General features: G+C 57.6%; 16 protein-coding genes. 10 read left to right on the forward strand and 6 right to left on the reverse strand.

What is annotated here, in order from left to right:
* Positions 1 to 18: 18 nt before the first annotated feature.
* A complete protein-coding gene (locus K325_RS0101575) occupies positions 19 to 465 on the reverse strand; it encodes a hypothetical protein (protein WP_029652495.1) in 447 nt (148 codons plus the stop codon).
* Between the two features lie 237 nt (positions 466 to 702).
* On the opposite strand from K325_RS0101575, the gene K325_RS0101580 reads away from it, so the two are divergent.
* On the forward strand, positions 703 to 1,005 hold the full coding sequence (locus K325_RS0101580) for a hypothetical protein (RefSeq protein WP_156836553.1): 303 nt from the start codon (positions 703 to 705) through the stop codon (positions 1,003 to 1,005).
* A 106-nt stretch (positions 1,006 to 1,111) separates the two neighbouring features.
* Here the strand turns inward: K325_RS0101580 and ubiT are convergent, their stop codons facing one another.
* The 3 genes from ubiT to K325_RS0101595 form a co-directional block, all read right to left on the reverse strand.
* Positions 1,112 to 1,603, reverse strand: coding sequence for a ubiquinone anaerobic biosynthesis accessory factor UbiT (gene ubiT / locus K325_RS0101585; protein WP_228128365.1), 492 nt, complete (start codon positions 1,601 to 1,603; stop codon positions 1,112 to 1,114).
* Between the two features lie 69 nt (positions 1,604 to 1,672).
* Positions 1,673 to 2,332 (reverse strand): two-component system response regulator NarL, encoded by a 660-nt coding sequence (gene narL / locus K325_RS0101590; protein ID WP_029652498.1) that lies wholly within the window; start codon positions 2,330 to 2,332, stop codon positions 1,673 to 1,675.
* A 28-nt stretch (positions 2,333 to 2,360) separates the two neighbouring features.
* Positions 2,361 to 4,220 carry a histidine kinase gene (locus K325_RS0101595; protein ID WP_029652499.1) on the reverse strand — a complete coding sequence of 620 codons (1,860 nt, stop codon included), beginning with the start codon at positions 4,218 to 4,220 and terminating at the stop codon, positions 2,361 to 2,363.
* A 187-nt stretch (positions 4,221 to 4,407) separates the two neighbouring features.
* Here K325_RS0101595 and K325_RS0101600 point away from each other — a divergent pair, with 187 nt between their 5' ends.
* The 5 genes from K325_RS0101600 to narI all read left to right on the forward strand — a co-directional run bounded on the left by K325_RS0101600 (position 4,408) and on the right by narI (position 12,562).
* Complete coding sequence (locus K325_RS0101600) at positions 4,408 to 5,667, forward strand: MFS transporter (RefSeq protein WP_029652500.1); 1,260 nt, start codon at positions 4,408 to 4,410, stop codon at positions 5,665 to 5,667.
* Between the two features lie 129 nt (positions 5,668 to 5,796).
* Entirely contained in the window at positions 5,797 to 9,540 is a 3,744-nt protein-coding gene (locus K325_RS0101605) for a nitrate reductase subunit alpha (RefSeq protein ID WP_029652501.1), read from the forward strand.
* Entirely contained in the window at positions 9,537 to 11,114 is a 1,578-nt protein-coding gene (narH, locus tag K325_RS0101610; RefSeq protein WP_029652502.1) for a nitrate reductase subunit beta, read from the forward strand. The genes K325_RS0101605 and narH overlap by 4 nt, the downstream gene beginning before the upstream one ends.
* Positions 11,115 to 11,124: 10 nt before the next feature.
* Positions 11,125 to 11,865 (forward strand): nitrate reductase molybdenum cofactor assembly chaperone, encoded by a 741-nt coding sequence (gene narJ, locus K325_RS0101615; RefSeq protein ID WP_029652503.1) that lies wholly within the window; start codon positions 11,125 to 11,127, stop codon positions 11,863 to 11,865.
* 19 nt (positions 11,866 to 11,884) lie between these two features.
* Positions 11,885 to 12,562, forward strand: a complete 678-nt coding sequence (gene narI, locus K325_RS0101620; protein ID WP_029652504.1) for a respiratory nitrate reductase subunit gamma — start codon at positions 11,885 to 11,887, stop codon at positions 12,560 to 12,562.
* A gap of 18 nt (positions 12,563 to 12,580) precedes the next feature.
* Here narI and K325_RS0101625 read toward each other — a convergent pair whose 3' ends face one another.
* Together K325_RS0101625 and K325_RS0101630 are read right to left on the reverse strand one after the other, a co-directional pair.
* Positions 12,581 to 13,930 (reverse strand): hypothetical protein, encoded by a 1,350-nt coding sequence (locus K325_RS0101625; RefSeq protein WP_029652505.1) that lies wholly within the window; start codon positions 13,928 to 13,930, stop codon positions 12,581 to 12,583.
* Positions 13,931 to 13,946: 16 nt separating this feature from the next.
* The gene (locus K325_RS0101630) at positions 13,947 to 14,873 is read right to left on the reverse strand and encodes a LysR family transcriptional regulator (protein ID WP_029652506.1); all 927 of its coding nucleotides are present in this window, start codon (positions 14,871 to 14,873) and stop codon (positions 13,947 to 13,949) included.
* 110 nt (positions 14,874 to 14,983) lie between these two features.
* Between K325_RS0101630 and metE the strand changes: the two genes are divergently transcribed.
* From metE to K325_RS0101650, 4 genes are all read left to right on the forward strand, one after another.
* Entirely contained in the window at positions 14,984 to 17,263 is a 2,280-nt protein-coding gene (gene metE / locus K325_RS0101635; protein WP_029652507.1) for a 5-methyltetrahydropteroyltriglutamate--homocysteine S-methyltransferase, read from the forward strand.
* A gap of 164 nt (positions 17,264 to 17,427) precedes the next feature.
* Positions 17,428 to 18,234 (forward strand): peptidylprolyl isomerase, encoded by an 807-nt coding sequence (locus K325_RS0101640; protein WP_029652508.1) that lies wholly within the window; start codon positions 17,428 to 17,430, stop codon positions 18,232 to 18,234.
* A 158-nt stretch (positions 18,235 to 18,392) separates the two neighbouring features.
* Positions 18,393 to 19,142 carry a Crp/Fnr family transcriptional regulator gene (locus tag K325_RS0101645; RefSeq protein WP_029652509.1) on the forward strand — a complete coding sequence of 250 codons (750 nt, stop codon included), beginning with the start codon at positions 18,393 to 18,395 and terminating at the stop codon, positions 19,140 to 19,142.
* 54 nt (positions 19,143 to 19,196) lie between these two features.
* Positions 19,197 to 19,598, forward strand: a complete 402-nt coding sequence (locus K325_RS0101650) for a hypothetical protein (RefSeq protein ID WP_029652510.1) — start codon at positions 19,197 to 19,199, stop codon at positions 19,596 to 19,598.
* Positions 19,599 to 19,698: the final 100 nt, after the last annotated feature.

The raw sequence follows: 19,698 nt of genomic DNA on the forward strand, positions 1-19,698 counted from the left end.
TGAGCTCTGCTCTTGTCGCTATTGCCAGATGCCGATTAATGCACCGGCACCGAGCACCCCGGCTCCGCCTACTTCGGCAATGATCAGGAAGACCATAAAGCCATGGATGATCAGAGGTGGCAGCGAGCTGGCCCCCAGGCGGTAGGGCTTTCGCAGTTGATTACTGGTATCTCGCAGTGCGCCGTGAATGATGTAGGTGCCGATAGCCAAAGCAAAGAACGCCAGCGCAGACGCGGCCGCTGTTGTGTTCAACCAGTCAGGAAAAGCACTGTGGCGGGCAAGCCAGCCCAGTAACATGGCCGCGAAGCTGTACATCAGGGAACTTCGGTGGGCAATGTCCACATAGCGTGGGGCGGCCGCTTTTGGGCTGGAGGCCATGCACCGGTATTTCCAGATGCCGGTGAGGAGCCCGGTGATAAAGAAAACCACGGCAGCGCTCAGGCAGAGTTTTTCCGCAAAGGACATAAACGGATTCCTGGACAGCGAGAAGATATACGATCACAACAGTTTCTCACGTTTCACTAAGACAACGGTATAAGATCGAGAACGTTGTATTTGTTTTTTTTGCTGATATGGTAGCCGCACGCCTCTGGAGAGCGTGTTGCTTTTCAGTGGCCCGGGCTGTTTTTATCCGTATCAGGTGTCCTGTTTGAGGGTGCTGTTGTGAATGCCGATCTTGGTTTTTTTATGTCTGGGAATGATATGGATCTTCTCAGAAGGAAGACGCTTAGCACTGCAAAAGCGGCGATTCTCGGAACTGGAAATGTAGCGGCGATCGGTAGCACGGTCGACCTTATTGACTGCCAGGACGCTCAGGTTCACACCTTCCGGTTGGTGGAGTTCAGCACACCGGGCTGTACCGGGGTTGATGAATTGCCCGTTGATTCTGCCCTCGGGCTGGCGGTTCTGGGATGCCGGGCGGGTGATTACATTAATCTGAGCCTGGGTGGTGAAGAAGGGGGCACGGTGGTTTCCCGAATTGATGATCAGGACCTTCTCAGCTGAGGTTCCCGGCGGGGAAAGGCCGAGCCTTTCCCCGGTTGCTTTACTCGTTGTTTTTCTTTTCTTTGTTAGCTTTTCGTTTTCTCTTCATGTTTTCTGAAGTCTGGCATCAGACTCCGAGGATATCCCTGAAGCGGATTTGCCAATCCAGGCTGTCCAGCAGGTTTTTCAGAGCCAGTCCAAGCTCGGTATCGCCTTCTATCACCAAACGTCGCTGAAAGAACAGCTGGTCTGGGTCCTGCTGGCGTTCTGCCAGGGCTTTGAAGGCGGAAACTGAGCCCCGAATTGTGGCATCCCCGGGGCCCTGGACCAGTCGAAGGCGGTTGGCCCAGAAACCAATCGTTACGCCCGGTTGCCCTCCGTTGATCTCCAGGCGGATGGTTCGCCCTTCAAAGTCATCGAATTCCCCATCTGCCAGAGCCTGAGCAAACAGGCGATTGAGCGGTGCCTCGGCAACGAGTTGCTTGAACGGCATGGGAATGTGCCGGTCTATCCGGTCCAGCATGGGCACCGGTGAGGGCAGGTAGTCCCGCAGTACCGTCAGGGACTGACCCAGCAGTGGGTTCTGAGGGAAGGCAAATGGCGGCAGGGGCATGAACATAGCGGACTCCGGGCAGACACGAAACCGCCTCAGAGTAGCGCAATCCATCCATCGGTGATTTGATATACCTCAGCCTTTATGCAGGCCTTCCTCAACTGCCCAGACCGCTACTTCTACCCGGGAGCGCAGATTCAGCTTTTTAAGCAGGTGTTTCACATGCACTTTGACGGTGCCGTCACTGATATCCAGTTTCCTGCCGATCATTTTGTTGGACAGCCCCTCGGCAATCAGGCGGAGGATATCTTTCTCTCGTGGGGTCAGGCTGTCGAAATCGGGGCGGCTGGTTTGCTGCGGCTTGTTGGAGCGCAAGGCTTCGGCCAGCAAAGTGGTAAGCCGGTCGCTGATTACCATTTTCCCCACTGCTGCCTGGTGCAACTGCGTGATCATGTCTTCCGGTTCCATGTCCTTAAGCAGATATCCGTCGGCGCCGGCTCGCAAGGCGGCGACGACGTCGTCTTCCTGATCGGACACGGTGAACATCACGATGCGGGAACTGATGTTCTGTTCTCTGAGTCGTTTCAGGGCCTCAATGCCGTCCATTTCAGGCATGTTCAGGTCCATCAGAATCAGATCCGGGTCCAGTTCGGAAGCCAGTTGAATGCCATCGGCGGCGTTACTGGCTTCGCCGATGACGTCCATGTCGTCTTCCATGCCGATCAGCTGTTTGATGCCCTGTCGCAGCAGCGGGTGGTCGTCAATCAACAGAATGCTTGCGGGTGTCTCGGACATGGTTTCTCTCATGGTTGGTGGTCTCTGTTCACGCCGTCGAGGTTTCGGTCGGAATCAGGTTGCGGCTCTTGGGTACGAATGTTAACGCGACTTCCACTCCGCCTTCATCCCTGTTTTTCACTCGCACAGTCCCACCCAGGGTGCGGGCCCGATCCTGCATGATGATCAGGCCATAATGGTTTACCGGCTGGTCACCGCCGGGCAGCCCCTTGCCATTGTCCCGGATGCAGGCTCGTACCTGGGGGGACTCGAACAGAACGTGCACTGAAATGTCGGTGGCATCAGCATGTTTCACGGCATTCGCCAGCCCCTCGCGGATAATCTGCAGGGTGTGGATTTCCTCATTCGGCGAGAGCGTCTGGTGCGGCAGGTTGTATTCAAGGGCGACCTTTCTACCCAGTCGCTCTGAGAATTCGTCGATGGTTTTGCTCAGCGCGGTGGCGAGGTCCGGGGTGTCCAGTTTCAATCGGAACGTTGCAAGTAATTCCCGTAGCTGGCGGTAGGCACTGTTCAGGCCCATGCTCAGCTCATCCAGAATGTCATCGTGTATGGGTTTCTGCTCACCGTCGATGTTCAGGCGGCGCAGGCGGGTAACCTGCATTTTGAGATACGAGAGCGACTGCGCCAGCGAGTCGTGCAGTTCCCGGGCGATGACCGTGCGTTCCTCAGCCAGTGTGAGCTGCTGTTCTTCGGTGATCTGCTTCTCCAGAAAAATGGCCGTGGCTAACTGGTCCGTCAGGGTTTCCAGAAGGCGTCGCGACGTATCTGGCAACCCTTGCTCTGCCGGGTACCAGACTTCCAGAGTGCCCAGGAGGTGTCCTGGTGTGCGAATGGGCAACAGCAGGCGCCGGCCGTCGTTATTCTCCAGTGGCATTTCATCATACACTTCCGGTGTCACCAGGCAGGCATTGCAATGGTGGTCCCGGCAGTAGAAGGGGCGTTTAGGGGTCGCGGTGGTAATGGCCTCGACGGGTTCGGAGGATTCCTTGTCGTGCAGGAACAGGCGGATCGGACCAATGCCCAGCAACTGTTCCAGTTCCTGCAGCATCGGGATAGCGCCGCTGCACAGGTCGTGATTGGCAAACAGGCCCCGGCTGGCAGAGTGCATAACCTGCAACGCAGAATGACTGACTTCCAGTTCTTCTGTTTTCTGGCGCGCGCGGCTTTCCAGTTCGTAGTAGGTCAGAGCCAGCTCGCTGGTCATCTGGTCGAAGGCCAGGCCCAGCTGAGCCAGCTCGTCGGCTCCCTTGAGGTTCGCTTTCTGGCTGAAATCCTGCTCGCCAACTGCGGTGGCGATAGTCACCAGCTTGTGGAGTGGCCTGAGAATGCGGTTTTTCAGGTCCAGCAACAGGGCCAGAACAATCAGGACGGAAAAAATCATGCTGATGATCTGGATAAGATGGAGCAAATCGATGCGGGCTTCGGTCCTCTGCTCCAGCATGGTCACCAGCCGGTCTACCTGGTCGGTGTATTGCTCCACGGCTGTAATCATGTCGGCCGTGATCGGGGTGCCCGCCTCGTGGCGTTCCAGCGCTGGACGGAGCAGGGTCGACCAGAGTGCTTTGATGTCCCGATACTCCCGGGCCAGAGGGTGGTCCTCCGTGCGGGGCAAGGATCGGATAATGTTTGGATTGATCAGTTTGGCTTCGTATTCGGCGAGGTGCCTGGAGTTGATGGCCAGGGGGGTGTCCGGCTGGTTTTCAGACGCTGATCGGGCAACAAGCTGAAAGGCTCCCATCCGCAGGGAACCTGCCAGATTGATGGCGGTGGCGTTCCCCTCAATGCTGTTGGAGACCGCCAGGGTCGTTGCCATGCTGACAATGGCCGTCAGCACGATCGCGCCAATAACAATCGCCAGACGGTTTACAAGCGGGCTTCTGGAGGTCATGGATTGTGTCACTGCTCAAGGATTGTGTAATGGTGCAAGGCAGTCAGAATCATCCCGAAAAAAAACCGCCGCCGTGATACCTCCTTGAGGATAGTCAATTACCCCAATGGTTGATAACCCATCATAGCCTTTGACCCTTGCTCAGGCAAAAGTCGACACTGAAAGTTGGGTATCTCGGGGTAACAGGATGCAACTGGAAAAGGACGATGACAAGCTGGCCTCCCTGGCGGTTGTACTGCCGCTGGCGTTGACCGGGTTTGTGGTTGCCGCTGGTTGCTGGACCCTGTTTGCCGTCGCCGGGGTCCACCTGAGGGCTGACCTGGGCCTGAACAGCCTTCAGTTCGGGGTTCTGCTGGCCATGCCCATGGCGGTGAGTGCCATGCTGGCGATTCCCGCCGGGCTGGCCGCTCAACGATACGGTGCCCGTGAAGTCATGTTGCTGTGTCTGTGCGGGCTGGCGGTATGCATGGGTATGCTGCTGCTGACCGAGACCTACGCGGGCTACCTGGTGGTCGCCGCCGGGCTTGGGCTGGCCGGCGGGTTTTATGGTGCGGGGTTGCAGTTTGTGGTCAGTCATTGCGATTCCCGCCGGCTGGGGTTGGTGCTGGGGGTGTTCGGCGCCGGGGTCACCGGAGCCGGGTTTACCTACTATCTGGTGCCCCTGTTCCACGAAGCGTTTTCCTGGCAAGGGGTACCGCTCGCCTACCTGATCGTGTTGTTACTGGTGATTGCCCTTCTGCTGATGCTGACCGATGCCACGGGCGAAGAAGACAATAGCCGGGAGCGATCGGCCCGGGAGATACTGGGCGTGATTCGCCAGGGGCGGAACCTGCCACTGAGTCTCTACTTTGGCATCGTCGCGGGCAGCTTTTTTTCCCTGGCTTTGTGGCTTCCGGATTTTCTCTCCGGCCAGTATGGGCTTTCGGTGGACGACGGCGCCAGGCTTTCCCAGTGGTTTGTCATCCCTGGGGCGGTGGCGCAGGTCGCCGGAGGCGGATTGTCGGACCGGTTTGGTTCAGCCAGGGTGACAATACGAGCCCTGATCGGGTGTCTGGTTTCCTTGTTGGTGTTGTCGTACCCGCCCATGACACTTTTTATTACCGGGGTAGAAAGCGAAGTGGTGGTGGAGTTTGGTCTACCGGTGACTTTTGAAAGCGGGGTGGTGGTTGCTCTTGGGGTTGCCCTAGGGGCGGCCATGGGGTCGCTTCAGCGTATGGTTATTCTTGCGAACCGGCAGGAAGCCTCGTTGTTTGCCGGTGTGCTTCTGGTCAGTGCCTGTGCGATTGCCTTCGCGTTGCCTGTCATCTTTGGTGCGGTCAATCAATGGCTGGGTGTGCGCACCGCCGTGTTTATGATTCTCTTTCTGCTTTTGTGCTGCAGCCTGTTTCTGTTTTCCCGTCATACCCGCCGGGAGGAGCGGAGCAGGTTTCTCCATCCCGGGATATAGCTGGCTACCCATAGGGTGGTAAACACCGGTTATGAGGGAGTAACCACGCAGATTTCAGGGGGTTGATCTCACACAATGGTCTCCATTCGGAATAACGATCCGGCCGACGGGTTGATGGAGAGAGAGACCATGAGTCATTTGATCGACAAACTGAATTACTTCAGGAAGAACCGTGAATCGTTTGCTAACGGTCATGGCGAAACCCACGAAGTGAACCGCGACTGGGAAAACAGCTATCGCCAGCGCTGGCAGCACGACAAGATTGTCCGCTCTACCCATGGCGTGAACTGCACCGGTTCCTGCAGTTGGAAAATTTACGTCAAGAACGGCCTGGTGACCTGGGAAACCCAGCAGACCGATTATCCCCGTACCCGTCCGGATCTGCCCAACCACGAACCCCGGGGCTGTCCCCGCGGCGCCAGTTATTCCTGGTACATGTACAGCGCCAATCGTCTGAAATACCCGTTGATGCGCAAGAGCCTGATGAAACTCTGGCGTTCAGCCCGAATCAAATTCCGGGACCCGGTAGAGGCCTGGGCGTCCATTGTGGAAGACCCGGCCAAAACCGCTGAGTACAAGCCTCGCCGTGGTATGGGCGGATTTGTGCGTTCCAGCTGGGATGAAGTTAACGAACTGATCGCGGCCTCTAACGTGTACACGGCCAGAAAATTTGGCCCGGACCGCATCATCGGGTTCTCTCCGATTCCCGCCATGTCGATGGTGTCTTACGCGGCTGGTAGTCGCTACCTGTCCATGATCGGCGGTGTCTGCATGAGCTTCTACGACTGGTATTGCGACCTGCCGCCGGCCTCCCCGCAAACCTGGGGCGAGCAGACCGACGTGCCGGAATCTGCCGACTGGTACAACTCCGGTTACATCATTGCCTGGGGGTCCAACGTGCCCCAGACCCGTACTCCGGATGCTCACTTCTTTACGGAAGTCCGCTACAAGGGCACCAAAACCGTTGCCATCACGCCCGACTATGCGGAAGTCTCCAAGTTGTCCGATGAGTGGCTGAACCCGAAACAGGGTACCGATGCTGCCCTCGGCATGGCTATGGGCCACGTCATTCTGAAAGAGTTTCACGTCGACAAGCCCCGCGAGTACTTCACCGACTACGTGCGGCGATACACGGATATGCCGTATCTGGTGATGCTGGAGCAGAGAGAGGATGGCAGCTTCGTGCCGGGACGTTTCCTGCGCGCGAGTGATCTGGTGGGCGGCCTGGGGGAGGAGAACAACCCCGAGTGGAAAACCATTGCCATTGACGAAAGTACCGGGGAGCTGACCGCGCCCAACGGTTCCATCGGCTACCGCTGGGGTGAGAAGGGCAAGTGGAACCTGAAGCAGACTGCCAAAGGCTCCGATGTAAACCTTCGGCTGTCCATGGTGGAAAAGCACGATGACGTGGTGGATGTGGCCTTCCCGTACTTTGGCGGCATTGAGCACGAACACTTCAACCACGTTGAATACAGCGACATCCTCAAACACAAGCTGGGTACCCGAAAAGTCACACTTGCGGACGGTTCCGAGGGGCGTGTAGTCACCGTATTCGATCTGATGGTTGCTAACTATGGCATCAGCCGTGGCCTGGGGGACGACGATGGCGCTACATCCTATGAAGAGGTGAAGCCCTACACTCCGGCCTGGCAGGAGCAGATTACGGGTGTGCCGGCCGAGAAAGTGATCCGTATCGCCCGTGAGTTTGCTGACAACGCCAACAAGACCAGGGGCCGTTCCATGGTGATTGTCGGGGCCGGGATGAACCACTGGTACCACATGGACATGAACTACCGTGGTCTGATCAACATGCTGATCCTGTGCGGTTGTGTCGGCCAGAGCGGGGGCGGCTGGGCGCACTACGTGGGCCAGGAAAAACTGCGCCCACAGACTGGCTGGCAGCCGCTGGCCTTTGGTCTGGACTGGCAGCGTCCGCCGCGCCACATGAACTCCACCTCTTTCTTCTACGCCCACTCCGGCCAGTGGCGCTACGAGAAACTGGGCGTGGATGAGATCCTGTCACCGCTGGCCGACAACGCCCGGTTTGGTGGCAGCCTGATTGACTATAACGTGCGTGCCGAACGCATGGGCTGGCTGCCGTCTGCGCCGCAACTGAACCGAAACCCGCTGACCATTGCCGCGGAAGCGGAGAAGGCCGGTCTGGGGGTTGCGGACTATGTGGCCCAGTCTTTGAAAGACGGTTCTCTGGCTTTTGCCAGTGAAGACCCGGAAGCGCCGGAAAACTGCCCGCGTAACCTGTTCATCTGGCGCTCCAATCTGCTGGGCTCTTCGGGTAAGGGGCATGAATACATGCTGAAGTACCTGCTGGGCACGACAAACGGCCTGCAGGGCAAAGACCTGGGGCAAGAAGGCGGCGCCAAGCCGGAAGAGGTCCGGTGGCGCGACGAAGCCCCGCAAGGCAAGCTTGATCTTCTGGTCACCCTGGATTTCCGCATGTCCACCACGTGCCTGTATTCCGACATCGTGCTGCCGACGGCGACCTGGTACGAAAAGAACGACTTGAATACCTCAGACATGCATCCGTTTATCCACCCCCTGACGGCGGCCACTGATCCGGCCTGGGAAGCACGCAGCGACTGGGAAATCTACAAAGGCATCGCCAAGGCCTTCTCCAAAGCAGCGGAAGGGCATCTCGGCGTTGAGAAAGACGTGGTCACTCTGCCGTTGCTTCACGACGCGCCGGCCGAACTGGGGCAGCCGTTCGAGGTGAAAGACTGGAAAAAAGGCGAATGTGATCTGATTCCGGGTAAAACCGCACCCAACTTTGTCACCGTAGAGCGGGATTATCCGAATACCTATGCCCGGTTTACCTCCCTTGGCCCGCTGATGGACAAGCTTGGGAATGGTGGCAAGGGCATCAGTTGGAATACCGAGAAGGAAGTGAGCTTTCTCGGGGAGCTGAATTACCGGCACATCGCCGGCGCCAACGCGGGCCGTCCGAAGATTGAAAGTGCCATTGATGCGGCCGAGGTGATCCTGACCCTGGCGCCGGAAACCAACGGCCAGGTGGCGGTAAAAGCCTGGGCGGCGCTGTCCGAGTTCACCGGTCTGGATCACACCCACCTGGCCACCAACAAGGAAGAGGAAAAAATCCGCTTCCGGGATATCGTGGCCCAGCCGCGCAAGATTATTTCCAGTCCGACCTGGTCTGGCCTGGAAGATGAGCACGTGTCTTACAACGCCGGCTATACCAACGTGCATGAGCTGATTCCCTGGCGAACACTGACCGGCCGGCAGCAGTTCTATCAGGACCATGAGTGGATGCGCGCCTTCGGCGAGAGCCTGCTGGTGTACCGCCCGCCCATCAACACCAAGGCCGTGGGCAGCATGATCAACCAGCGCAGCAACGGGAACCCCGAGAAAGCGCTGAACTGGATCACCCCGCACCAGAAGTGGGGTATCCACAGTACCTACAGTGACAACCTGCTGATGCTGACCCTGTCCCGCGGCGGCCCGATTGTCTGGCTCAGTGAGGACGACGCCAAAGAGATCGGCGTGGAAGACAACGATTGGATCGAACTGTTTAACGCCAACGGTGCCATTGCCGCCCGTGCGGTGGTGAGTCAGCGGGTGATGCCCGGCATGGTGATGATGTACCACGCTCAGGAGCGCAACGTGAATGTTCCCGGTTCTGAAATTACCGGCACCCGCGGCGGTATCCACAACTCGGTCACCCGGGTGTGCCCGAAACCGACTCACATGATTGGGGGCTACGCCCAGTATTCCTACGGCTTTAATTACTACGGCACCGTTGGCTCTAACCGTGACGAATTTGTGGTTGTCCGCAAGATGAAACACGTGGACTGGCTCGATGGCGAAGGCAATGACTCTGTTCAGGAGGCTGCAAAATGAAAATCCGTTCCCAAGTCGGCATGGTACTGAACCTGGATAAGTGCATTGGTTGCCACACCTGTTCCGTCACCTGCAAGAACGTCTGGACCAGTCGTGAAGGCATGGAATACGCCTGGTTCAACAACGTTGAAACCAAGCCGGGTATTGGTTATCCGAAAGAGTGGGAGAATCAGGACAAGTGGAAGGGCGGGTGGTTGCGCTACAGCACTGGCAAGATCCGCCCCCGCATCGGTGGCAAATTCCGGGTGTTGGCGAACATCTTCGCCAACCCGGATCTCCCGGAAATCGATGACTATTACGAACCGTTCGACTACGACTATCAGCATCTGCACACCGCTGGCGATGTGAAACATCAGCCGGTGGCCCGGCCTCGCTCGCTGATTTCCGGCCAGCGCATGAAGAAGATCGAATGGGGCCCGAACTGGGAGGAGATACTCGGTACCGAGTTTGCCAAGCGTCGCAAAGACAAGAACTTCGACCAGGTGCAGGCCGACATCTACGGCCAGTTTGAGAACACCTTCATGATGTACCTGCCGCGCCTGTGCGAGCACTGCCTGAATCCGGCCTGCGTGGCCAGTTGCCCCAGTGGAGCGATCTACAAGCGGGAAGAAGACGGCATCGTCCTGATTGACCAGGATAAATGCCGGGGCTGGCGAATGTGTGTGTCTGGCTGTCCCTATAAGAAAATCTATTTCAACTGGAAAACCGGCAAGTCTGAGAAATGCATTTTCTGTTACCCGCGGATCGAAGCCGGGATGCCCACCGTCTGCTCTGAGACCTGCGTAGGCCGTATCCGTTATCTGGGCGTGCTGTTGTACGACGCAGACCGAATTGAGGAAGTGGCCAGTGCTCCGGGTGAGCACGAGCTTTACGAGAAACAACTGGAGATCTTTCTGGACCCGTTCGACCCGAACGTGATCGAGCAGGCCCGAAAAGATGGAATCCCCATGAACGTGATCGAAGCGGCCCAGCAGAGCCCGGTCTACAAAATGGCGGTGGACTGGAAGCTGGCCCTGCCGCTGCACCCGGAATACAGAACTTTGCCCATGGTCTGGTACGTGCCCCCCCTGAGCCCGATTCAGTCTGCGGCGGAAGCCGGCAAGGTCGAGTTCGACGGTGTGCTGCCGAAGATTGAGAGCCTGCGGATTCCGGTCAAGTACCTGGCAAACCTGCTGACTGCCGGTGATGAGAAGCCGATTGTCCGGGCGCTCAGGCGGATCATGGCCATGCGTCTGTACAAACGGGCCGAGACGGTGGAAGGCAAGGAAGACCTGCGAGCCCTGGAAGAAGCCGGCCTGTCCAGGGACCAGGCTGACGAAATGTATCGCTATCTGGCGATAGCCAACTATGAGGACCGCTTTGTGATTCCCACCAGCCATCGGGAGCTGGCAAAAGAAGCCTTCCCGGACGCGACGGCTTATGGCGAGCGTGGCGGATGCGGATTCAGTTTCGGGGACGGATGCAACGGCGGAGACAGTGACTTCAGCCTGTTCGGTGGCAAGAAGCAGACCACCAGCATGGTACAGAAGCTGGCAACCGTGAAGCAGGTTGACCCCAAACAGCTGCAGAAATAAGGAGGCTGACATGCAATTACTGAAAGTGTTGGCGCGGGTGCTTGAGTATCCGAACGAAGAGCTGCAGCAATCCCGGGATGCCTTGGTCGCTGTGGTCCTTGAAGATGATCGGCTTCCGGTCTGGAACAAGGAACGGTTGCTCAACTGTCTGGACCGTCTGTGTGACGATGATCTGCTGGACCTTCAGGAAACCTACGTTGGTTTGTTCGACAAAGGCCGGGCCATGTCCCTGTTGTTGTTTGAACATGTGCACGGGGAATCCCGGGATCGGGGCCAGGCGATGGTCGACCTGATGGAAGAATACCGTCGCAACGGGCTGGAGATCGATGCCCGGGAGTTGCCGGACTACCTGCCACTGTTTCTGGAGTACCTCTCAACCCGTCCCTGGGAGGATATCCGAAGCTGGCTGGAGGACATTCATCATATTCTGGGTTTGCTGGGCGAGCGGCTCTACCAGCGCCAGAGTTTTTATCACGTCGTCATGGATGCCTTGCTGGTGTTGTCCGGTCGCAAGACCGACCGCCAGGAGCTGGCGCGGCTTGTCGCCTCGGAAGAACGCGACGATACCCCGGAAGCCTTGGATAAGGTCTGGGAAGAGGAAATGGTGAAGTTTGTGGATGACCAGGGCAGCTCCTGCAACACCGGTGGTGTGGTTGGACAGCGACGCCGTGAACTGGAACAGACCCAGACCATTCACCTGAGTGAGCAGCTGATGACGGACGCTACACCCCGTCCGGCAGGGCGCGCCTGAGGCGCAGGAGGAGAAGACCATGTCTTATATCAACACGCTTTTGTTCGGAATTTATCCTTACATCGCCCTGCTGGTGCTGTTTGTCGGCACCTGGGTGCGCTACGACCATGGCCAGTTTACCTGGAAGGCCCATTCCAGCCAGATGCTGCGCAAGAGCAACATGGTTCTGGCGTCTGTGTTGTTCCACGTGGGCGTGCTGGTGATTTTCTTCGGCCATCTGGTGGGCCTGCTTACCCCGCACTGGGCTTATGAGTGGGTTATTACGCCCGGTCAGAAACAGGTGATGGCGATTGTTGTTGGCGGCATTGCCGGCCTAATGGCCATTCTAGGTGGTGGTATGCTGGCCTGGCGCCGTATGACCGACCCGCGAATTCAGGCCAGCAGCACCTTTGCGGATAATATGATCATCATCATTCTGGTGGTTCAGCTGGCCCTCGGCTTGCTAACCATCCTGCCCACACTGGGGCATCTGGATGGAGGCACTATGCTCAAGTTTTCGGCCTGGGCTCAGGGCGTTTTTACCCTGCAGGGAGGCGTGGCCGACCACATTGCTGATGTGCACTGGATTTACAAAACCCACATTTTCCTGGGCCTGACCATTTTCGTACTCTTCCCGTTCACCCGGCTGGTGCACATGCTCAGCGTACCGGTGGAGTATTTCGGGCGGAAGTATCAGGTGGTGCGTAAGCGTGCCTGACAGTCGGTATCCGTCAGATCAGGACGTATTTTTGGATTTGCACTGAACGATGCCGGCATGGCTCAGCCGAAGCTGCCAGCGCTGTGCCGAGTTCTTCTCTTTTCCGGGCTCGGTACACAGCAACAACAACTGGTAATCGTGTTGTTTTTCGATGGGGTGGGCTTTTACGCCATCGGCAGTGTGTTCAGGATCCTTCCAGGCATAGAGTTTTACCGTTGTGGGCTGAACCAGTTCGCACAGCGCCTCGCAGTCCAGACTGATGCGATCCTGAAGGTGGTCCCGTTCGAACGTTGCTTTCTCCAGGCTCAGTGCTGACCGGTAGCAAATGACCTGCTGTTCGTCGTTACTGGTCCAGCGCTGGGCCTGTTCCCGGACCTTGGCAGGCAGTTCCCGGGCCTTCCGGTAGTCAAGCCAGACCTTTTTCTGCCCTGCGGAGCGGCTGGTGTATGGAGTGCTCAAACGTACTTTCCAGCGAGGTTTTCCCCTGCGCAACCAGAGCGTTACGGCGTTGATCATGTCATCGCGCAGCAAATCACGGATCGCGTAGATCAGTGCGATACCCAGCAGCAGGGTCAGGGAAAGGGTGGTCTGGCCAACGTCCCGTATGTTGAACAACAGGTAGGTGAACAGCAACATGACCAGAGTTGTGGTTGCCGCTTTCACCAGCTTACGGGTACCCTCGCCAAGTTCGGTCACCCGTGTGCGCAGCAATAACGGGTATTCAAGGATGCGGTGGTACAGCCGCATACGGTTCCAGATCCTTGTGGGGGTGCCCTTGAAGTTGCTGGTGTAGTCCTGGGTTTTTCGGTGCAGGGCTTCCTGTTGCAGAAACTCAAGCGCCGAGGCCTGCAGGCCCGGGGCCAGGGCGTCATAGTTTTCCAGAGTCATGCATTCCAGAAAGAACTGCTCGGCGTTCCAGGAAAAGCAGGTGTCCAGAAGCCGGTAGTAGCGCTGTTGGCTGGATTGTTCCGGGGCCGACTTGCGCAGGCGCTGGGCAAACTTTTCGCTCAGGCGCAGCGCCCGTTTCAGCAGTTCGTCACTGAGCCCGGAGGTTTCGATCTGTTGTCTGAGCCGGTCAAGGGAGGCCCGGTACTGGAACAGCGACGAGCCCTGCCGGATCTCGTAATGGGGCGACAGCAGAGTAAACGACTGGTCGGCTTTGGCCGCACGGTCCTGATCCGGCAGCCCCAGCAACCTCAGCCGGTGTTCCAGCGAGGAAAAGTAGAATCGTTTTTCCGACAGAGCCCGGGATGAGAGGCTGCCTTCGTGGGGGGTAAACAGATACAGCTCCACGTCGTATCGGCCGGCTCCGGTCAGGGAGCGGGTTAACTGTAACTGATAGTTGCCCTTGCGCCTCAGGGTAAACACAACCTGCCTCCGCTGCTTAGCTGCTGTTCTGGTGATCTGTGGCCTGCCCGTTGTCGGGAACCCGGTACGAGCGGGCAAGGGTAATAAACCCCTGCAGATATTCGGTACGGCTATCGCTCTCCCGGTGCCCGACAAAAATCTGCTTGTCGACGCCCTGTGGCCCCATCCGAACGGCGGCCAGGGGGAGCCTGTCTGCGTATTCCAGCGCCAGCCATCTGGGCAGGGCGGCCACGCCTCGGCCACTGGCCACCATTTGCAACATGATATCCGTGGTTTCCAGTGTCTTGTGCCGCCAGGGCGACACCGAAGCCGGGTTCAGAAAGCGGGTATACACATCCAGCCGTTCCGGCGCCACCGGGTAGGTGAGGAGCGTTTCGTCGCGCAGGTCGCCGGCGTTGGCGTAGGGCGCGGTTGCCAGAGGGTGGTCCGAGGCCACCACCAGCACCTGTTCGTAATCAAATACTGGCTCGAACACCAGTCCGGGGCGGTACACCGGGTCTGGCGTGACCAGCAGATCGATCTCATAGTCCTGCAGGGCGCCCAGGCCGCCGAACTGGAATTTCTGCTTCACATCCACGTCCACATCCGGCCAGTCCGCCAGAAAAGGCGAGACCACTTTCAGCAGCCATTGATAGCACGGGTGGCATTCCATGCCAATCCGTAACGAGCCTCTTTTGCCCTCGGAAAATTGCCTGAGCCGGGTTTCTGCGTGTTCCAGTTGCGGCAACAGACGGTTTGCCGTGTGCAGCAGGTAGGCTCCGGCCTGGGTCAGCCGAAGGTGACGCCCTTCCCGCAACCAAAGATCGGTGCCCAGCGCCTGTTCCAGTTTTCGCATGGTGTGGCTCAGGGCGGACTGGGTGAGGTGCAGGTGTTTGGCGGCTGCTGTGACAGAGCCATGCTGGTCGACGGCCTGAATAACTTTGAGGTGGTTACGTTCGAGCATTCTATTATGATCAATATTTATGGATCGGTGAAAATAAACCATTTTTGTTCATTTTTGAATCCCTTTATTCTGCCTTCACTATCAAGGAATTCATGTGAAAGGTAAGAATCATGGCTTTAATTCATAACCTCGGTTATCCCCGTATCGGCGCACAGCGCGAACTGAAATTTGCTCAGGAAGCCTTCTGGAAAGGGCTTGAGTCGGAAGCAGAGCTGCAGGCTCAGGCAAAGAACCTGCGGGCTGAAAACTGGGCAGCGCAGTCCGCACTTGATCTGGTTCCCGTGGGTGATTTCTCTCTTTATGACCAGGTGCTCGACATGAGTTTTACCCTGGGCAATCTGCCTGCCAGGGTTGAAGGGCTTGAAGGCAGTGAGCTGGACAACTATTTCCGGGTGGCTCGTGGCCGGTCTGCCAAAGATTCAGGGTGTCATTGTGTCCATGCGGGTGAGATGACCAAGTGGTTTGATACCAACTATCACTACATCGTTCCGGAAGTCACCGCCGGTACGACCTTCGCTCTGAACGCCGATCGTCTCCTGGGGCAGCTGGCGGAGGCTCAGGCTGCCGGGGTCCCTGCCAAGCCCGTGATCATTGGTCCGGTTACCTATTTGTGGCTGAGCAAAGAAAAAGACGATTCAAACCGCCTGGACCTGCTGTCGGCGTTGTTGCCTGTGTACAGTCAGCTGCTGGAAAAACTGGCGGATGCCGGGGCGGAATGGGTACAGATCGATGAGCCCGCGTTGGTCATGGAACTGGATGCCGACTGGAAACATGCCTTCGAGACGGCCTATCACACCCTGAAAGCGAATCGTCCGAAACTGCTGTTGGCCACCTACTTCGGAACCCTTCAGGAAAACCTGCAGCTGGCCTGTAACTTGCCGGTTGCCGGCCTGCACGTTGATGCGGTGCGTGGCCGTGAGGAAGTTGCCAAGGTGGTTGACTGGCTGCCCCAGCACAAGGTGCTGTCTGTGGGGGTGATTGATGGCCGAAACATCTGGAAGACCCATCTGAACGGGGTGCTGGAGTGGCTGAATCCGATTGCCGGGAAGCTGGGTGAGCGGTTGTGGCTGGCCCCTTCCTGCTCGCTTCTGCATGTGCCCGTTGATCTGGACAGTGAAGTGAAACTGGACAGTGATATTCGAAGCTGGCTGGCCTTTGCCAAACAGAAGCTGGCGGAGCTGACCATTCTTGCCCGCGCCATCAACGAAGGCTACGACGCGGTTGCCGACGATCTGGCTGCCAACCAGGCCGCGATAGACAGTCGTACCGGCTCCGAGCGGGTTCACAACCCGGCCGTGAAGTCGGAGGTTCAGAATATTACGGCTGCTTTGGGGCAGCGCCAGAGCCCGTACGCCGCGCGGGTTGCGAAACAGCGTGCCCGGCTCAATCTGCCGCTGTACCCGACAACCACCATTGGTTCTTTTCCGCAGACGCCAGAGATTCGGAAGACGCGTCTGGCGTTCAAAAAGCAGGAAATCCCGGCAGCGGACTACACCGCCAGCATGAAAGCGGAAATTGAGCAGGCGGTGCGCGAGCAGGAGAAACTGGGGCTTGATGTGTTGGTGCACGGCGAAGCCGAGCGTAACGACATGGTGGAATATTTCGGCGAGCAGCTGGACGGCTATGTATTCAGCCAGTTCGGGTGGGTTCAGTCTTACGGCTCCCGCTGCGTCAAGCCGCCCATCCTGTTCGGAGATATCAGCCGTCCGAAGGCAATGACCGTTGACTGGATCAAATACGCTCAGTCTCTGACCGACAAACCCATGAAAGGCATGCTGACCGGCCCGGTTACCATCCTGAACTGGTCGTTTGTACGCGACGACCAACCCAGAAGCCAATCCTGCCTGCAGCTGGCGCTTGCGGTACGACAGGAAGTTCAGGATCTGGAAGCGGCCGGGGTGAACATCATTCAGATCGACGAAGCTGCCTTGCGTGAGGGGTTGCCTCTGCGCCGGTCGGAGTGGAAGAGCTATCTGGACTGGGCGGTGGAGTCGTTCCGGATCGCTGCTAACGGGGTGAAAGATGAGACTCAGATTCACACACACATGTGCTATTCCGAATTCAATGACATCATTGAGTCCATCGCGCACATGGATGCAGACGTGATTACCATTGAAACGTCACGTTCTGACATGGAATTGCTGGATGTGTTCGAGAAGTTTGAATATCCGAACGACATCGGCCCCGGAGTCTATGACATACATTCACCGAACATCCCCAGTGTTGAGCAGATCGTTGAACTGATGACCAAGGCCGCTGAGCGCATTCCGGCTGAGCGACTGTGGGTCAACCCCGACTGTGGGCTGAAAACCCGCCAGTGGCAAGAAGTGATTCCGGCGCTGGAAAATACGGTGGCGGCGGCACAGGTCCTGCGCGAGCGGGCACGCTGAACCACCCGGGGGTATCCATACGGCACCGGTATCTTACCGGGCCGTATGGGCCCACAGGATACCCCGTTTTTAACCTCAATCTACCTCCGATGAGGAAGCGATTCTCCCCGTGAATCCTGTTTAACTTGTCGCCAAGTGAACAGAATCATCGGGCAGGTAGATCCATGCAGCTTATCCCTACCGGCGAAGCCGGCAAACCAAGAAACCAGTTCCCTCCTGTCTACGTCGGTGATACCCGGATTCACGAAGAAGCCATCGCGCGGGAAATGCAGCATCACCCGGCCGAGGCGCTGGCGCAGGCCTGGCACGAAGCCGCCAGAAGTCTGGTCATCCGTGAATTGTTATTGCAACAGGCGTGTCGCCTGAATCTGAACGATATCGACGACGAAGAAGAACGGCTGGCCCAACTCCTGGAACTGGAGCTTCAGGTGCCTGCCCCCAGTGAGCAGGACTGTCAGCGGTTCTACGCGGCCAATCCCGACCGGTTCTGCAGCCCGACGCTCATGGCTCTGAGCCACATTCTTCTGGCTGCCGCACCCGATGACATTGAAGAACGCATTCGCCAGGAGGAGGCCGGAAGGCGCCTGTTGTCTTCCCTTCTTGCAGGCCAGTCCCGGTTTTCTGATCTGGCGAAGCAATACTCCGCCTGCGAGTCCCGGCATCAGGGTGGCAGCCTCGGTCAGATCAGCAAAGGTCAGACAGTGGAAGAGTTTGAGCGTCCGGTCCTGAGCCTGAATGAAGGTCTGCACCCGGAACTCATTGAAAGCCGCTACGGCTGGCACATCGTTCGGGTTGACCAGCGAATTGACGGCGAGCGCCTGCCCTATGAACACGCAAAACCAAACATTCGCCGGTACCTCAGCGAGAGTGTGACCCGCCGGGCCTTCCGGCAATACCTTCAGGTATTGGCTGCAGAAACCGGAGTGGACGGAGTAGACCTGGCGCTTCCCGGCTCGCCGTTGATGCAGTGAGGGTACCGGGTTGGTTAGCAAAGCGAACCGTTGAGTTAAGTCAATTGTTCACACATAACCTCAAGGATACCCCCATCGGGGGAGCGATTTTTCGCCCGTATCCTTCTAGTATTAAAAACAAGATTTGGAATGCATGAATATGCGCGGGGGATACACCCATGGCCATGACACAAGCCGTTGAACAGAGATATACCAAACCGGTCCTGGTGGCCATTAATAAACCGCTGGACGAAGAAGACAGCCTTCAGGCCCTGCGCAGCCACGCCATGTTCCGGAGTCTGCGTCCCAAAGATCTGGACAGCCTGATCCAGCAATCCCGCAGGCTACGGTTGGGGCATCATCAGTTGCTCTATCGCCAGGACATGCCGGCGCATCACTTTTTCTTTGTGATTTCCGGCCGGCTTCGGTTGTACCGGCTGGATTCTTCCGGGGTCGACCGCACTCTCGACAGCATCGCCCCGGGGGACTGTTTTGCGGAAGTCATGATCTACGCAGATCCCCCCAGATACGCCTGCTACGCCGAAGCGCTGAAATCCAGTGAAGTCCTCATGATACCGGTCAAAGCCTATCGGGATTTGCTGGATCACAACCCGGAATACGCTCAGGCTGCGCTCAGCCACTATGCCAAGCGCGCGGTTACCCGCTTCCACGATCTGGAAATCATGACGGTACAGAATGCGCGTGACCGGCTTATCCGATACCTGATTGATCTGCTGCCCAATGGAGCAGAAGAAGGCGGGGAGGTAGAGCTCCCGCTTCCCAAGTGCCTGGTGGCTTCGCGCCTGGCGATGCAGCCCGAGACCTTTTCCCGGATTCTGGCGGATCTTAAGTCCAACGGCCTGATTCGGGTCAATCGCAGCAGGCTCTTGATTTCTGACCCTCAGCGGCTGATTGCCATCAGCCAATGACCTCGCCGGGCCTTCGGGCCCATTTTTTCAAGCCTCGAATGTTTGGGGAACGTCATGATCAGCGGTTACCGGGATCTTGTTCTGGCCAGTCGTAAAGAACCTGAGCCACAGCGCCTGTTGTTTGTGTTTTGCAAAGCCGAATTGCCGGATGACGCATCAACGGAGCAATGCGATGCCTTCGAGAGAGGTGAGGGTGGGGCACTGACACCGGTTATCTGTGTGGATAAGACTCCCGAAGAGGCGCCGTCGTTTGACCTTCTCGTTGAAGAATCCCGTGCGACCGGCCAGGCGTGGGACATGGTGTTCGTCGCCGCCATGTCAGGCCGTGGCGGCTTTGCCCCGTCTCCGGATGAAGCCAGACAGCCCATGACCATGATGGTGGAGAGTATCCGGCTTGGGCATGTGGGCAACTATTTGCCTCTTAATCCTGCGGGCCACGCTATCCGCCTTGACTGAACTCAAGGTTGCCATACCCGCTCGAATCTATCCTCTAAGAGGTATTTGATTTTCCTCAAAATTGGACGACCCTTGTTTTAGTCCAAAGGATCCCGGGAGT

This window comes from Marinobacter daepoensis DSM 16072 (genome assembly GCF_000421165.1).
In the GTDB taxonomy this organism is placed as follows: Bacteria; Pseudomonadota; Gammaproteobacteria; order Pseudomonadales; family Oleiphilaceae; genus Marinobacter; species Marinobacter daepoensis.

What these genes read in the sequence shown, in the direction of transcription:
- K325_RS0101575 (WP_029652495.1), bottom strand. Translation starts at nt 465, where the DNA reads ATGTCCTTTGCGGAAAAACTCTGCCTGAGCGCTGCCGTGGTTTTCTTT.
- K325_RS0101580 (WP_156836553.1), top strand. Translation starts at nt 703, where the DNA reads ATGGATCTTCTCAGAAGGAAGACGCTTAGCACTGCAAAAGCGGCGATT.
- ubiT (WP_228128365.1), bottom strand. Translation starts at nt 1,603, where the DNA reads ATGTTCATGCCCCTGCCGCCATTTGCCTTCCCTCAGAACCCACTGCTG.
- narL (WP_029652498.1), bottom strand. Translation starts at nt 2,332, where the DNA reads ATGTCCGAGACACCCGCAAGCATTCTGTTGATTGACGACCACCCGCTG.
- K325_RS0101595 (WP_029652499.1), bottom strand. Translation starts at nt 4,220, where the DNA reads ATGACCTCCAGAAGCCCGCTTGTAAACCGTCTGGCGATTGTTATTGGC.
- K325_RS0101600 (WP_029652500.1), top strand. Translation starts at nt 4,408, where the DNA reads ATGCAACTGGAAAAGGACGATGACAAGCTGGCCTCCCTGGCGGTTGTA.
- K325_RS0101605 (WP_029652501.1), top strand. Translation starts at nt 5,797, where the DNA reads ATGAGTCATTTGATCGACAAACTGAATTACTTCAGGAAGAACCGTGAA.
- narH (WP_029652502.1), top strand. Translation starts at nt 9,537, where the DNA reads ATGAAAATCCGTTCCCAAGTCGGCATGGTACTGAACCTGGATAAGTGC.
- narJ (WP_029652503.1), top strand. Translation starts at nt 11,125, where the DNA reads ATGCAATTACTGAAAGTGTTGGCGCGGGTGCTTGAGTATCCGAACGAA.
- narI (WP_029652504.1), top strand. Translation starts at nt 11,885, where the DNA reads ATGTCTTATATCAACACGCTTTTGTTCGGAATTTATCCTTACATCGCC.
- K325_RS0101630 (WP_029652506.1), bottom strand. Translation starts at nt 14,873, where the DNA reads ATGCTCGAACGTAACCACCTCAAAGTTATTCAGGCCGTCGACCAGCAT.
- metE (WP_029652507.1), top strand. Translation starts at nt 14,984, where the DNA reads ATGGCTTTAATTCATAACCTCGGTTATCCCCGTATCGGCGCACAGCGC.
- K325_RS0101640 (WP_029652508.1), top strand. Translation starts at nt 17,428, where the DNA reads ATGCAGCTTATCCCTACCGGCGAAGCCGGCAAACCAAGAAACCAGTTC.
- K325_RS0101645 (WP_029652509.1), top strand. Translation starts at nt 18,393, where the DNA reads ATGGCCATGACACAAGCCGTTGAACAGAGATATACCAAACCGGTCCTG.
- K325_RS0101650 (WP_029652510.1), top strand. Translation starts at nt 19,197, where the DNA reads ATGATCAGCGGTTACCGGGATCTTGTTCTGGCCAGTCGTAAAGAACCT.